13 protein-coding genes, 6 tRNA genes and 1 other RNA gene are annotated in these 14,602 nt (G+C 43.5%); 2 read left to right on the top strand and 18 right to left on the bottom strand.

The features are described 5' to 3' along the window. Nucleotides 1-4: 4 nt before the first annotated feature. From HNR50_RS03660 to aroH, 18 genes are all read right to left on the bottom strand, one after another. The gene (locus tag HNR50_RS03660) at nt 5-937 is read right to left on the bottom strand and encodes a tetratricopeptide repeat protein (protein WP_184743876.1); all 933 of its coding nucleotides are present in this window, start codon (nt 935-937) and stop codon (nt 5-7) included. Nucleotides 938-955: 18 nt separating this feature from the next. Next, nucleotides 956-1,298, bottom strand: an RNA gene (gene rnpB / locus HNR50_RS03665) — RNase P RNA component class A. Nucleotides 1,299-1,313: 15 nt separating this feature from the next. Next, nucleotides 1,314-2,099 carry a zinc ribbon domain-containing protein gene (locus tag HNR50_RS03670; RefSeq protein ID WP_184743879.1) on the bottom strand — a complete coding sequence of 262 codons (786 nt, stop codon included), beginning with the start codon at nt 2,097-2,099 and terminating at the stop codon, nt 1,314-1,316. 14 nt (nt 2,100-2,113) lie between these two features. Further along, nucleotides 2,114-4,126: an RNA polymerase sigma factor RpoD gene (gene rpoD, locus HNR50_RS03675; RefSeq protein ID WP_184743881.1), complete on the bottom strand. Its 2,013-nt coding sequence runs from the start codon at nt 4,124-4,126 to the stop codon at nt 2,114-2,116. A 6-nt stretch (nt 4,127-4,132) separates the two neighbouring features. Next, nucleotides 4,133-5,887 carry a DNA primase gene (dnaG, locus tag HNR50_RS03680; protein ID WP_184743884.1) on the bottom strand — a complete coding sequence of 585 codons (1,755 nt, stop codon included), beginning with the start codon at nt 5,885-5,887 and terminating at the stop codon, nt 4,133-4,135. 6 nt (nt 5,888-5,893) lie between these two features. Next, nucleotides 5,894-6,928 carry an endolytic transglycosylase MltG gene (gene mltG, locus HNR50_RS03685; RefSeq protein ID WP_184743887.1) on the bottom strand — a complete coding sequence of 345 codons (1,035 nt, stop codon included), beginning with the start codon at nt 6,926-6,928 and terminating at the stop codon, nt 5,894-5,896. Beyond that, nucleotides 6,925-7,131 carry a hypothetical protein gene (locus HNR50_RS03690; RefSeq protein WP_184743889.1) on the bottom strand — a complete coding sequence of 69 codons (207 nt, stop codon included), beginning with the start codon at nt 7,129-7,131 and terminating at the stop codon, nt 6,925-6,927. The genes mltG and HNR50_RS03690 overlap by 4 nt, the downstream gene beginning before the upstream one ends. 10 nt (nt 7,132-7,141) lie before the next feature. After that, entirely contained in the window at nt 7,142-8,089 is a 948-nt protein-coding gene (locus HNR50_RS03695) for an MBL fold metallo-hydrolase (RefSeq protein ID WP_184743892.1), read from the bottom strand. Nucleotides 8,090-8,149: 60 nt separating this feature from the next. Further along, entirely contained in the window at nt 8,150-8,593 is a 444-nt protein-coding gene (locus tag HNR50_RS03700; protein ID WP_221439778.1) for a YkgJ family cysteine cluster protein, read from the bottom strand. Between the two features lie 106 nt (nt 8,594-8,699). Then, nucleotides 8,700-8,780: transfer RNA gene (locus HNR50_RS03705), tRNA-Tyr, on the bottom strand. 23 nt (nt 8,781-8,803) lie between these two features. Further along, nucleotides 8,804-8,877, bottom strand: a tRNA-Thr gene (locus HNR50_RS03710). Nucleotides 8,878-9,022: 145 nt separating this feature from the next. Next, nucleotides 9,023-9,103: transfer RNA gene (locus HNR50_RS03715), tRNA-Tyr, on the bottom strand. A gap of 23 nt (nt 9,104-9,126) precedes the next feature. Further along, a tRNA-Thr gene (locus tag HNR50_RS03720) sits at nt 9,127-9,200 on the bottom strand. 146 nt (nt 9,201-9,346) lie between these two features. Next, a tRNA-Tyr gene (locus HNR50_RS03725) sits at nt 9,347-9,427 on the bottom strand. Nucleotides 9,428-9,471: 44 nt separating this feature from the next. Further along, nucleotides 9,472-9,545, bottom strand: a tRNA-Thr gene (locus tag HNR50_RS03730). A gap of 76 nt (nt 9,546-9,621) precedes the next feature. After that, nucleotides 9,622-10,410 (bottom strand): M24 family metallopeptidase, encoded by a 789-nt coding sequence (locus HNR50_RS03735; protein ID WP_184743897.1) that lies wholly within the window; start codon nt 10,408-10,410, stop codon nt 9,622-9,624. Next, nucleotides 10,364-11,878 carry a glycogen/starch synthase gene (locus HNR50_RS22680; RefSeq protein ID WP_184743900.1) on the bottom strand — a complete coding sequence of 505 codons (1,515 nt, stop codon included), beginning with the start codon at nt 11,876-11,878 and terminating at the stop codon, nt 10,364-10,366. Before HNR50_RS22680 ends, HNR50_RS03735 begins: the two co-directional genes overlap by 47 nt. Nucleotides 11,879-11,894: 16 nt before the next feature. Next, nucleotides 11,895-12,266: a chorismate mutase gene (gene aroH, locus HNR50_RS03745; protein WP_184743903.1), complete on the bottom strand. Its 372-nt coding sequence runs from the start codon at nt 12,264-12,266 to the stop codon at nt 11,895-11,897. Nucleotides 12,267-12,779: 513 nt separating this feature from the next. Between aroH and HNR50_RS03750 the strand changes: the two genes are divergently transcribed. Further along, entirely contained in the window at nt 12,780-13,694 is a 915-nt protein-coding gene (locus tag HNR50_RS03750) for an HAD family hydrolase (protein WP_184743905.1), read from the top strand. A 17-nt stretch (nt 13,695-13,711) separates the two neighbouring features. Then, nucleotides 13,712-14,593: an SPFH domain-containing protein gene (locus HNR50_RS03755; RefSeq protein WP_184743908.1), complete on the top strand. Its 882-nt coding sequence runs from the start codon at nt 13,712-13,714 to the stop codon at nt 14,591-14,593. Nucleotides 14,594-14,602: the final 9 nt, after the last annotated feature.

The following is a 14,602-nucleotide window of genomic DNA, read 5'->3' on the forward strand; positions in this document are numbered from 1 at the left end:
CTGATCAACCGTACAGCCGCGTCAGCGCACCGATATGTTTCGGATTAATTCTCGTCGTTTTATGCCACTGGGAACGGGCATTAGGGATATCGTCCATGAAAAAATAGACTTCTCCCAGTAAAAAGTGATAGTTTTCGTTGCCGCTCTCCAGAGCAATCAACTCTTTAAGCACTATTTCCGCTTCCCGGTAGTTTTTCATATCATAATAGAGATTTGCCAGTTGAAAAAGTCCTTTTTTCTTAAGCGGTTCATCTCTGGTATTTTCTATCATTAATTTGAGATATTTCTCACTATCATCGTAGTCCCCCCGATTGTAAAAATCATCAGCCAGACGCAGATACAAACGATCGGTCTTGTTGCGTTCCAGGGCTTTCATGTAAAAATCAATGCTCTTATCATAATCCTTTAGAAGGGAATAAGCCTGACCCAGATATTCATAACTGTCATCATTAATAAAACCGTCTTGAATCGATTTTTCCAGATGCATGGCCGCCTGATCGGCATAGTAATAATTTTTATGGAGATAAGCCTTTCCCAGAACATAGTGAATTCGCGATTCCATAGGCACACTGTCCAGCATAAGCGCTTTTTTCAAAAGAAAGATAGATCTGTCGATCATCGGAAGGGAACGCTCCACAGAAACCTGAGACACGCCTTTGTAAAAATAGGAAAAACCGCAATAAATAAGCGAAACAGCATGAAGCGGTTCCTCGTCGAGCTTGTTCTCCGTCAGCTCGATTATTCTGTCATACTCCTTCTCCTCCCAGAGAAGAGACACATCGACACTGTTAATATTGGATGTCAGATTTCTGTTCAGTCTGTCAGCGCCATATATGAGCGCTGCCAGAAGGGCCAGCAGGATAATTGCTGTTGAAGGGATAACCAGATGAATCCCCTTGCGGGAACTGCGTGTTTTTGTACGGACAGTTTTTTTCATACTTTATCCAGAAAAAGAAAAAATAACAGGACTGTAAGCCGGGTTCTGTAATCGATTGCCATCTATCTGACACTTCCTTTGCAGAAAGCGATTCCAGCGATCCACCCGCAGACTTAAGAACGAGAAATTCATCTGCTGCTTGATCTTGCTCCTGATGAGGTTTACCATGCCCCCTCCCTTACGGGAGGAGCGGTGGGCTCTTACCCCGCCATTTCACCCTTACCTCCGAAGAGGCGGTATATTTTCTGCGGCACTTTCTGTCGGTTTTACAACCGCCCGGGCGTTACCCGGCATCATTCTCTATGGAGCCCGGACTTTCCTCTACAGACAAAATGTCTGCAGCGGCAATCCGTCCTGTTATCACTATTTACTATATTTATTCGAAATCATCATCAACGAGATCGGCAAGCCCTCCGACAAACTCTTCTTCGTCATCTACCACATCGGTGAGTTCATCCTGAGTTCCAAAATAAAGGATTCTGCTGCAATAGGGACAAAAGAGAATTCCCTCTCCGGCCCGGACATCGTTGACAAACTGACCGGGAAGCATCATATGACAACCGGTACAGACACCGTTATTGACAGGAACGATACCTAAACCGGATTTATTCTTAATAATTCTTTCGAATTTAAAAAGAATGTCCTCATCCATTCCGGGAATTATGGCTTTCTCTTCGTCTAACAGCTGGTTGAGATCAACCTGCTTCGATTCGCTTTCGGCCTGGATTTTCTCATTTTCCTCTTTGAGTTCCTGCTCTTCAGCAGCAATCATCTCTTCGTCTTTTTTAAGCTGCTCGGTCATTTCTTCAAGAGCTCTTTCTTCTTTCTGAATTTCTCTTCTGAAGAACTGCTCTTTTTCAGTGGCAGATTTTATTTCCTTCTCAAGAGCTTCATATTCTCTCTGAGTGGAAATGACATCCATTTTCTTTTCGCTGTCTTCCCGGAGTGATTCCGCTTCGGCAAGCTCTCTTTTTAACTCGAGAAGACCCGATTTGGTCGTTTCAAATTTTTCATTGCTTTCTATATAGGACTTCTTCAGCCTGTTTAACAGTTCCTGTTTCTTTGCCAGAGCCCTCGGAATCTCATGAATTTCGTGCTCCAAATCAAATTTCTTCGATAGAATATCCTGCAACTGCTGCAATTTTTCAAATGTACTCTGCATATGGTAAAAACCCCTTAATTCTCCAGATAATCCTTAAGCCGCCTGCTTCTCTTAGGATGCCGCAAACGTCTGAGAGCCTTCGCTTCAATCTGCCTGATTCTCTCTCTGGTTACATTAAAATACAATCCAACTTCTTCCAATGTCAATGAGTAGCCGTCTTCAAGACCGAATCTCATTTTAAGAACTTCCTGTTCCCTCGGAGGAAGGGTTTCCAGAACATCCTGAAGCTGTTCCTGGAGTATGGTGAAGGCTGTCTGATTTTCAGGATTCTCCACCACTTTATCTTCAATGAAATCACCGAGAAGCGAGTCTTCCTCTTCCCCTATTGGTGTTTCCAGAGAAATCGGTTCGCGGGCCACATTTTTAACTGACTTAACCCGCGCAACGGTCCAGCCGAGTTTTTCGGCGATTTCCTCATCAGTCGGCTCACGCCCTTTAACCTGCATAAGCTGTCTGGATTCCCGGACCACCTTATTGATCTGTTCAATCATATGCACGGGAACCCTGATCGTTCTGGCCTGGTCAGAAATGGATCTGGTAATGGCCTGACGTATCCACCAGGTAGCATAAGTGGAAAACTTATAGCCTTTCCGGTACTCGAATTTTTCAACAGCTTTAATAAGACCGATATTCCCTTCCTGAACCAGATCAAAGAAATGCAGGCCTCTGTTGGTATATTTCTTGGCGATGCTGACAACAAGACGGAGGTTGGCTTTAATCAGCCGGTCTTTGGCGCTCTTCATCATGAAGCGGCCGCGATCGATATCGTCTGCCTTCTCAAGGATTTCTTCCACGGAAGTATCGAAGTCGATTTCTATATCGCGGATTTTCTTTTCAGCGACCTGAACAAGCCTGATCTGCTCCTTGATCTCATCAGCGGAAAGTCCCAGCTCCTCCTCGATCTCACGACGTTTGGAACTCGAAGCCAGACCCCGGCCGAGAGACCGAAGCTCCCGCATATTATTAACGCGAAGAACTCTTTCGATTTTCTCCTGAATCTTCGTGTTTTTCTTTATTTTATTAGCCGCATCAACGTATTTCTCAGAAAACGACAGGATTTCTTCCTGATGCATATCTATTTTCGATATGAAGGACATCAGTTCATCTCTTTTCTTCTGGAGAGATTTATCAGAAAGAATATCACCATCGGTAGAAACAACTTTCTGCTTCATCTCAAAGTACTGTTTCAAATTGGCCATTATCGTTTTTAAAGGCTCACGGTAATACTGATTGAGACGTCTTCTCTCTGAGAGCATTTCAGAGATTTCCTTCTTTGACAGTCCCATGTTATGCGGATCGTCTTTGGAAAAAGCTCTGTGGGCCAAATCAAAAAATTCGGCAATTATCATTCCGGAATCTTTAAGGATGTTCTTGATGATATTTTCACCATCCTCCATTTTCATGGAGAGCTCGACTTCCTGTTCTGCCGTCAGAAGATTCTCTTTTCCGATTTCCCTTAAATACAGCCTGATGGGGTCATCAATTGATGACTCCTTCTCATTAACGACGAGTTTTCTCTTTCCTCCGGAGGATACGACATCGGCGTCGAGCTCATCATCACTGTCCTCATCGTCATCCTCATCCTCATCTTCATCATCAAGATCCAGAGTCGTTATTGACTCGTCTGCATCTTCATCGGATGTGACGCCGGCAACAGGAATGGGAGCTCCGCTGAAATCATCCAGATCATCGTCAAGCTCTTCATCCATGACATGATCGTCTTCGTCTGGAATCTCTCCATCAATGGATATTTCGACATCGACATCATCTTCCTCATCGAGGTCTTCCTCTGTTTCATCATCCGGGAGAGAATCAGAAGTATCGTCGCTGACCTTTTCATCATGGTCAGCTTCGTCCTGAAGTTGAATATTATTCTCCTCCAGCAATGTAATTACTTCTTCTATTTTATCGGAGTTTGTTATGTCCTCCGGAAGGAAGTCATTAACTTCATCATAAGAAATCCGCTTTTTTTCTGAAGCATACTCAAGCAGCTTTTTTATGGCGGGATCAGCCTTGATATCTGTCATCGACTATCACCTTTTCAGTTCTTCTATTTTTTTATCTAAAGAGAGCTTTTCAGAAATCAATCCCTTCAAATCCTCTTCTGAAGATGTTGCGGATAAACCGAAATTCCGTATATCCGACTCAATCCGAGCCCTGTTTTCCATCATGTTTCTCAACATAATAGTCTTAACCGAGTCCCGAATAACATCTTCCGGATTAATGAGAAACTGAGACGAGGACAACTTTTCCACCAACAGGCTTTTAAGAGGTCCTTCTCCAATGCGCATCAATAACGATTCTACAGTTTCTTCTCCCGCTTCCTCACAACCCATCACCGCGCTGAACAACAGGACGGCATTTTTATCCTTTAAATCATCGATTCCCAGGCTGCTGGATATTATATTAAAATAATCCCGATTGGCAGCACCGGCAAGCATTAGATACAATTCATCTGAAATCTTTATGGCCTCGTCTTTTTTTACTACATCGCGACGGACTGGAGCTTTTTTTTGGCGCAAAAAATCACTCAGTATGGATTCTTTACCAATACCGAGCTTTTCAGCCAGTCTGCTCAGACACACATCACGCTTAACATCGGACCGAATCGAAGTAATATAGGGGAATATTTCCCTTACAACCTTCTCCATCCCTTCAGGTGATCTTACATCATATGCTCTAATCGCACATTTATACAGATATTCAAAACTAGTTATAGGATATTTCAAAATTTTATGCAATGATTCCACACCATCTTTTTGCATTATATCCGCAGGGTCCCTTCCCTGAGGTAATTCGGCCACGGAAACTTCAATTCCGAAAGATTCACAGATAATTATCGCCTTGGATGTTGCCTTTATCCCGGCTTCATCACCATCAAAGACAATGATGCCCGAATCAGCATATCTTTTCAGAAGTTTCGCTTGTTCCGATGTAAATGCAGTCCCCAGTGGTGCGACAGCATTCGTATATCCCGATTGATGGAGCGCCAGAACATCAATATTTCCCTCACAGAGTATAAATTGTTTTTTCTTTCTCATATCTGAGAGAGCCTGGCTGATACCATAAAGCTGGGAACCTTTGTGAAATATCAAAGTTTCGGGAGTGTTGATATATTTCGGCCCCCTGTTACCGAGCTCTCTGCCGCTGAAGCCGATCACTTCATTCCGGACTGAAAAAACCGGGAAAATCAATCTGTTGATAAAAAGAGGGAAGTTTTTTTTATTTTTGGAAAAAAGGCCCGATTCTCCGAGAAATTCGAGCGAGTAGTTCTTTTTCTTCAAAAAATTGAAGAGCCAGTTGAAATCATAGGGGGCAAAACCAAGCTCAAATTTCTCGGAAGTCTCCTGATTAATTCCTCGTGCGGCTATGTACTCTCTGGCCTGCCCTGCGCTTTCACTGTTTTCAAGAATATAACGGAAACTGCCGGAAACCCGTTTGTACAGCTCCAGCATGGCATCCCGCTTCCCGCTGTATTCACTATTGTCATTCTCTGACAAATCAAGCGTCACTCCGGCTTTTTTAGCCAGCATTTTTACTGAATCTATGAAATCAAGCTTTTCAATTTCCATAAGAAAATTGATCGCTCCTCCACCTTTGTGACATCCGAAACAGTAATAGATATTTTTATCGAGAGTCACAGAAAAAGAGGGCGTTTTTTCATTGTGAAAAGGACATAATCCCCAATAACGCCCCCCCTTCGGCTTTAAAGAGACATACTCCGAAACGAGATCAACAATGTTAACTTTATCGTTGATTTCCTCGATTTTTGATTCCGGGATTCTCATCTGGCTTTATTTGCTCCTGAAGTTGCTGATGTAATCAGCTCTGGCTTTATTGTGATCGCTGAGACTTTTCGTAAAAATATGAGTTCCCTTTTCGATGTCATCGACAACAAAAAACATATAATCTGTCTGCGCAGGGTTAAATACGGCATTTAATGCGACCCCCCCCGGGTTGGAGATGGGCGCAGGAGGCAACCCTCGATTTTCATAGGTATTGAATTTCGAATCAATTTCCAGGTCTGTAAAGAGAATCCTTTCCGGATGCGGCCGATTCTGCTCTTCCGTAATAATATAGACTATTGTCGCGCAGGACTGCAGAGGCCACCCCTGATCGATCCTGTTATAAAAAACAGAAGCCATCTTGGGAGCTTCCTCCGGAACTCTATACTCCCGTTCGATTATTGAAGACAGAATGACTTTTTCATAAATCTGCTCACCTGTAAGCATGGCATAGTCAGGGTAAACCTCTTCGAGTTTATCGAAGAAGACATTAACCATGTGTTCAGCCACTTTCTCAGCGGGGTAATCCTTCTGAAAGCTATATGTGTCGGGAAAGAGAAATCCCTCCAGCGTCTCGCTTTCAATACCGTATTTTTCAAGGTAAGTACCATCGGAAACAGCTGCTCTGAATTCGCCGGATCCGGTAACCCCAGCCCGTGCGAAGATTTCATCCATACGGCCCGAGGTTACACCTTCGGGAATGACAACGGCCAGCAGCTTCTGCTTTCCCTCTTCCAACTGTCCTATAATCTCCAGGGATGTCAGACTTTCAGCGATATTATATGATCCTTTTTTTATTAGGATTCCCGACCCTGTTACTTTGTTATATATCTTCAGGAACAGTCCGGAACGAACTAGTCCGGCATTTTCCAGATTGCTGACAATCGTGTTGAACGAAGCGCCTTCATCAACAGAAAAAACGACACTTTCATCAGATTCGGGATCAGGGCTGCTGTTGAGATAAAAAGCAAGCACAACAGCTGTTCCTGCAGCTATAACGAAAAGCAGCACAAACGTTGCAGCCATAACTCTGAATATTTTCACCTGAGCGATTCCTCCATAGTACTTTCACCGGCTTTTTTACGAAACTGCTCTATTTCATCAATAGAGAACCGGGAAAAGATTAGAGCTTCCATCTTTCCGGCCAGTTTTTCCATCACGGGATTCTCCAGGCATTTTTCATCCTGTTGTATATAGAAAAAAAGTGTAGCCAGTTCATCATTTTCAAGATCCAGCGATAACGCCATCACATCTCCTTTATTCAATTACAATTTCGCAATCTTCTCTGGCCAGCTCAATTCTGAGAGGATGTTTGTTTTCCGCTCTCTCACAATACCAGCGCGAAGACCGCAAAATGGCTTCCAGTTTCTTATCATCATATTGGGGATCATGATGAAAAAGGTACAGCGTACCGATTTCATGTTCCAGAGCAAAATCCACAGACATGCTGTAGGAAGTATGCCCCCAATTGAACTTCTCAATCGATTCCCCAAGAGTATACTGACCATCGAGGATAATTACATCAGCCTTTTTAAAAAAGCCTGCGGTCTTTTCCGTATTTCTGAAATCCGATTCAGTGAGTTCCGTATCTGTAGAATATATCACCTTTTTTCCTTTTTCCTCTACAGCATATGCATAACACTCATCGGGGTGGTTACGATCAATCCAGGAGACGATAGCGTCGTCCAGATAAAGATGGTCCTCTGTCAGTTCGATAAATTCTATTGAAGCGGAAAAGGAATCCATACCGACGGGATGATAGGGCTTGGACAAAAAACGGGAGAGAATCTTATCAAAACCCTTTTGGGGGCTGTAAAAACGGAATTTCATCTTCGGATCGAAAAGAAAGCTGAAAAAAGGCAGCCCCGCTATATGATCGTAATGAAAATGTGAAAAAAAGATATGTATTAAATCAGGAGTCTCCCCGGTTTTTCTCATATCTTCATCGAGTGTTCTCAAACCGCTGCCGCAATCAAAAATCAATAACTGATTATCGGCGAGGCGGATTTCAACACAAGCCGTATGGCCGCCTACGGTCCCGAATATCATTTCCGGCAGAGAATGAAGAAATCGCTCACGGCTTTCCGGATTTTTCAGATTGTCCGGCTTAGCTCTCTGAACCGTTGCCGATATTTTTCTTTTGATATCACGGGGTCGCAAAGAGCGGGAGTAAGATCCGCGAACACCTCTGAACTGAACTTTCATACAGTTTATTATAACCACAGAGAAGCCAAACAGCAAAGCCCGGCTTCTCTCTTTCGTTATTTATGAATTTATAAGCGGATCATTCAGCCTCTTTTGAAGCCATTCTTCTATTTCTTCCGCGCTGTGAACTTCACCCTTGCCGATTCCCGGACAACTCTTTGATTCCTCGAGCCAGGTTCCGGAATTCTCAACGACATGACTCCAGAAGGGATAACTGCGGCACTGCAGAGGCCGGGCTTTATAGACCGCACAGCCTCCTTCAGACCAGAAAATACAATCATTATTTTCCTTTTCGATTAAACTGAGCCTTTTAAAAAAACCGATATCCACCCAGGTACAGTATTTATCAATGAAAGATTCGCGTTTCATTCCCAGCTCTTTTACCATTTCCATAAGGTCTGTTTCCGATAAAAAAACATACCCCGGTTCATGTCTGCAACAGAAGCTGCATCTCTGACATTCAAATTTCAAGCCGTCGCTATAAAAAGGTTTATCCACAATCATACCTCTGAAGACAAAACAGGCTTTTCATGTTCATCATGAAAAGCCTGAAGATTTCGAATTAAGCCTGCGGACACGATGCTTGCGCATGACCCGCGATTATCTATATTGGGGAGAGAAGGATTCGAACCTTCGAAGCCGAAACAACAGATTTACAGTCTGCCCCCTTTGACCGCTCGGGAACCTCCCCAAAAGCATTATCCAATGCCGTAAAGCCAACTGTCGGATTCGAACCGACGACCCCGAGATTACAAGTCACGTGCTCTGGCCAGCTGAGCTAAGTTGGCATATATGTCGACCGCTGTTTTAAGTCCTGCGGACATTATGACTCGAGGATAAATCAGCGAATCGGGCGCTTTAGCGCTACAGCAGATTATCCTATTAGAATAAGTGATGCAAACCAATGCTTCGCATTAACATCATTATCTATATTGGGGAGAGAAGGATTCGAACCTTCGAAGCCGAAACAACAGATTTACAGTCTGCCCCCTTTGACCGCTCGGGAACCTCCCCAAAAGCATTATCCAATGCCGTAAAGCCAACTGTCGGATTCGAACCGACGACCCCGAGATTACAAGTCACGTGCTCTGGCCAGCTGAGCTAAGTTGGCATATATGTCGACCGCTGTTTTAAGTCCTGCGGACATTAAGACTCCGGGATAAATCAGCGAATCCGGCGCTTTCGCGCTACAGCAGATTATCCTATTTAGAATAAGTGATGCAAACCAATGCTTCGCATTAACATCATTATTTCTATTGGGGAGAGAAGGATTCGAACCTTCGAAGCCGAAACAACAGATTTACAGTCTGCCCCCTTTGACCGCTCGGGAACCTCCCCAAATAAGCAAAACAGCATTGCAAAAACGAACTGTTCACTCAATCAGCCAACTGTCGGATTCGAACCGACGACCCCGAGATTACAAGTCACGTGCTCTGGCCAGCTGAGCTAAGTTGGCGTTTATGCTTACCGAAAAAGAAGATATGATAATCTGTAAAAACAGTCAATACTTATTATTTAAAAAGTGTCAAAGCTCAGACTAAAATCTCAAGCCCTTCTTCCTGCACCGCAACAGTGTATTCAAACTGGGATGCGACAAATCCTTCTCTGACCATAGCCGTTCCGAGTTCATCATAGAAGATATCATATGGACAGTTTGTGAAGACCGGTTCGAGTGTGAATACCATTCCAGGCTTGAGGGGGCATGATCTTCCGCTGGTGACATATTGGACTAGAGGTGATTCGTGAAGCTCCCGGCCGATTCCATGGCCGGCCCCTTCCTGAAGAACACGAAGCCCTATTTCCCTGCTTTTTTCACTGATAAAATCCCCCAGAACGTCCAGATCCTGTTTTTGTTCCAGGATTTTTACTGAATCAAAGACTATTTCTTTGGAAAACCTGACAATATCCATAATTTCGGGAGGACAATTTCCCACTGGGTAGGTTTCTGCCCCATCACCGTACCAGCCGTCTTTTCTAAGCACGATATCCACTGTTACGATATCGCCTTCCCTTAGAACATAATTTTCCGGTATGCCGTGATAAGCTTTATTATTTCGGGAGATCAGTGCTGAATACTCATAGAGACCAGAGCTCTTGAGAAAAGGGTCTCCGTTTCGCAGCAAAATATAGTTTTCACAGAAAATATCGATATCAAGCTCGTTGACTCCGGGCTTAATGATTTTTTCAAGCTGACGGAGCAGATCGCGGACCAGAGCTGCCGCCTGAGAGATGTAAAACCTCTCTTCTCTGCTGTAATAGGAGATCTCACCTCTTTCATGCTCTTCCCGTGATGGACCTGTACAGAGGGATATATCTCTCATCAAGAACTTGCCGCCATGTATATTTCTCATTAATGATATTAACGGCATTCTTTCTGATTTGATGTAGAATCTCTCTGTCATTGCCATAGAGATAGATAGCTTCACGGACTTTTTCCGCAAGCCTTTCCGGTGTATTCGGACTATATGAAAAGCCGTTCAATCTATCCTTTGTTTTTACAAGTCCTCCTGTTTCATGGACAATGGGGATATTTCCGTTCAGCTGGGCGATAAAGTCCGTCAGGCCGCAAGGTTCCCATTGCGATGGAACCAGAAAAAAATCACCACCCGCAAAGACATCGGCAGAAAGTGAAGGATCGTAATACCTGAAATAAGCGAAATTCCCTATTCGTCCGGCAATACCGGCCAGCCTGGCTTCCAGATCCCGGTCGCCCTCTCCGAGAACGAGAAAACGGGCATCGAGATCAGAAGCATACCTTTCCAGAAAATCCGCCAGAACATCGATCCCTTTCTGATAGGCGATCCGGCTTTGAAGGGTGAATAACGGTCTGTCATCGTCAATCATTGCTCCGTAAAGATAACCGCTTTTTTCAAGATCAGCGATTCTTTTGATAAGCAAGGCTCTGCATTCTCTCTTTTTTTCTGTAAAGGAATTGTGGGTTCCATTTTTCAGAACAGGCGAATGTGAGCAGCGGTCGTGATGATCCGGATCTATTCCATTGGTTATACCAATCAGCTCGATTCCGGCTGAGTGAAACAACTCTCCGATCAGTCCGCTATTGATATCCTTTCCCGACATGACATCTTCCGCATAACGCTCAGAGACTGTATTGATTTTTCCATAGAGACCGGCGCAGAGAAGAGGATTCCAGCCCATGGGCGTGTGGAAAGACTTGAGAACACTATGGGATAATCCTGTCAACTTTTCAACTTCGTGAAAGTCTTCTATGTTCTGTTGATATACAGCCCCGCCATTGTGTATGGTTAGCAACGTTCCTGAACGGCTGAAATACCCGGAATACCGCTTTTTCGTTCTCATAATGGCCGGAAGAAAGCCACAATGGCCATCGTGAAGATGAAAGACCTCCGGTAACTCACCCAGTGCCATGGCACCTTCCAGAGCTGCATATTGCAGCGTCAGATTCATTTCATTGGCATCGAGATGACCTTTTCCATATTGAAAATCAGCTCTTAAACCTTCTTCCCGCATACTGTAGGTATAAACACGATCTTTTGATAGAAAAACAGCTGCTTTTACCAATAAGACCCGTATTCCTTCGACATAGCAGGGATAGAGACTGATCTGCTCATCACCTTTCCGGCCGCGCAGCGGAAAACTGACAAGAGGATCACAATATGATTTATCCTCGAGAAACCGGTACATGGGAAGCACGACAGTCACTTCATGCCCGAGACTGACAAGAGCGCGGGACAATCCGTAGACAACGTCCTTTATGCCCCCAGCTTCCGCGAGGGGACTCATTTCTCTGGAAACCTGCCAGATATTCACAAACCGCTACCTTCTATCAGCACTCATATGCCGAATTCAGATCTTTTCTGAGATGTACCGCCTCTCCAAGGTAAACGGGAACGGGTCTGTGATCATTTTCACATTGATAAGTAACCAGAACCCTGACAACAGCATGAAGAGCTCCTTCATATTCCGGTTCTTTCGTACAGAATAAAGGTACGAAATGATAAGCGCCGGATTTCCTCAAAGCGGCTGCCGGATTGGCGACATTCAAATCTGCCGTCTGGGAGAAAACAATACTGATTATCTCTTCTTCTTTTAAATCATTTTTTCCACTTATTTCATTCATCAGTTCGATAACCGCTTTTTCCATTGACTTGTGATCATTGGAGTCGACAGAAATCGCACCCCGAACAGCTTTAACCATTAAATAACTCCGAAATTCGTTCCGTTCAAATCAGAACCAGGATTTGAGAAAATTTATAAAAATATAAAAGATAAATGTAAAAGTAAAAATCACTCCGGAAAAAATAATTTTAAAAAGAACACTTTTTTTTCTGTAACGGAAGGACATTATATACACCAGAACGGCAAAAAGAGATGCCATTGAGGATAAAACAACAGCATAACTCATAAAATCCAGCAGAAAGAGTTGTGTTGAATCAGTAAACTTCTGAAAACTACCCAGTACATAGAGAAAAAAGGCAAAGAGAGTATTGTATAGAAAGAAAAGTGATGATTTTCTCAATAATGCAGGCAACCACAGCCTGAAATACCGGACTCCTGCTGAATTTCTTCTGATCATTCACCCATATTATCACGGGGGGAGAAGGCCATCAATCCCGTACGAAAAAGGGATAGACCTGAAAGTCCGCAGAGGCGCTTATTCACCAGGACTTATTTCTTGCAGGGTGATGAAAGGTGAACATACAATAGAGATATGAAGGAAATGAATGATAAGAAAAAGAATCTGCACGAACTGATTCAGAATATGACAGCTCCTCTCTCTCCCTTTCCGACAGAACTGCCGTCAAAACTGAAAAAACTGGATAGCATCAAAGCAGTCCTGCTGGATGTCTATGGCACGATTTTAATTTCCGGAACAGGTGATATCGGCATTGCAGAAGAGAAGAATAATGATTTTCCCATATCAGGTATACTTGAAAATGAGGGTCTTGCGTTACTCTGCGACAGGAACTCCATAGATGACCGGTTCTCCGGACTGATCATAGATTATATTAAGGAAGATCATAAAAAGAGCAAATCCGAAGGCATATTGTATCCCGAAGTGGATATTAGAGATATCTGGAATAGAATTCTGAATACGATGCTCAATGAAAACTACATAGACGGCGATATCGATGAGGGAAAAATCGAAAGAGCTTCTGTGGCCTACGAATGCCTGACCAACCCTGTTTGGCCTATGCCCGGAGCAGATTTACTGATTAATCATCTCTATGATTCCCCCCTGAAAGCGGGGATCGTTTCCAATGCCCAGTTTTATACGGAACCGATTCTGGAAACCCTGCTCGATTTTCGCATAGGCGAGGATTTTTTCCCCGAAAGCCTTCTATTTTATTCTTTCGAACAGAAACAGGCCAAACCGTCGGAAGATTTTTTTTCATCTGCTGTTTTAAAAGTGAAAAAGCTGTACAATATAGATGCCCATGAGATACTCTATGTGGGAAACGATATGCTGAATGATGTTTATACAGCTTCGAAATGCGGATGCCGGACAGCTTTATTCGCCGGGGATAAACGGTCGCTCAGGCTTAGAGCTTCCGATGAAAGATGCCGCGATCTCGAACCTGATTTGACGTTAACCAGTTTAAGTCAACTGATCGAAATACTCTAAAGGACTGCGGTACGTTCATGGCTGATACAACTGTTAAAAAGAAGAAAAAAAGCTCACTGGGACCAATATTGTCTTTTTTACTTTTTTTCGGAGCGGCCGGAACTCTGTTCTGGTTCGGGTGGGTCCAATTCGAACTTCCGGAAAACACTTACGCGGTTCTTTTTTCGAAAACAAGCGGTTATGACAGCAAGGTTCTCGAACCGGGCCGTTTCATATGGAAATGGGAGAGGATTCTTCCGACTAACAGCAAGCTTATCAAATTCCTGGTTGAAACTCGAAGTACTGAACTCGAATACATAGGCGAATTGCCTTCCGGTGATTTATACAAGTCCTTTATTCCTGAAAATCCCGATTTTTCCTATCATATGACTTTTCATATTTCATACCGGCTTATTGAGGAGCGTTTACCGGAACTCCTGCAGAAGGGTGATTTAGACAGCGGGGACATGGAAAGCTTTTACAATGAAGCAGAAGCTGAATATCTGAAGATACTGAAAGAGGGAACAGGTGATTATTTTACGGAAAACCTTTCAATAAACAGCAGCTCCTACGGCGAGCTGGAAATAGCTCTCCTCGAAAAACTCAAATCCCGTTACACCTACCTTGAAATCCGGTCTTTTGTTGTAAAATACATTAATTTCCCTGACCTGGAACTCTATCGAACGGCAAAGGACATGTATGCCCAGATCCTCGAAAGACGGAAAAATGCGGAAATCGCCACAGAAAAATGGGCCATAGAATCCAAAGTGAATCTCGATACAAAAATAGAGATTTTAACCAAATATGGGGAATTGTTGAGTAAATACCCGATTCTTGTTGATTATTTTGCCCTTGATCCCGAATCTCAAGTCCTTGATATCAGCAACCTTAAAGATTTCAATTATGTTTCCGGTGAATAGATGGATTAT

This window comes from Spirochaeta isovalerica (assembly GCF_014207565.1).
In the GTDB taxonomy this organism is placed as follows: Bacteria; Spirochaetota; Spirochaetia; order DSM-2461; family DSM-2461; genus Spirochaeta_F; species Spirochaeta_F isovalerica.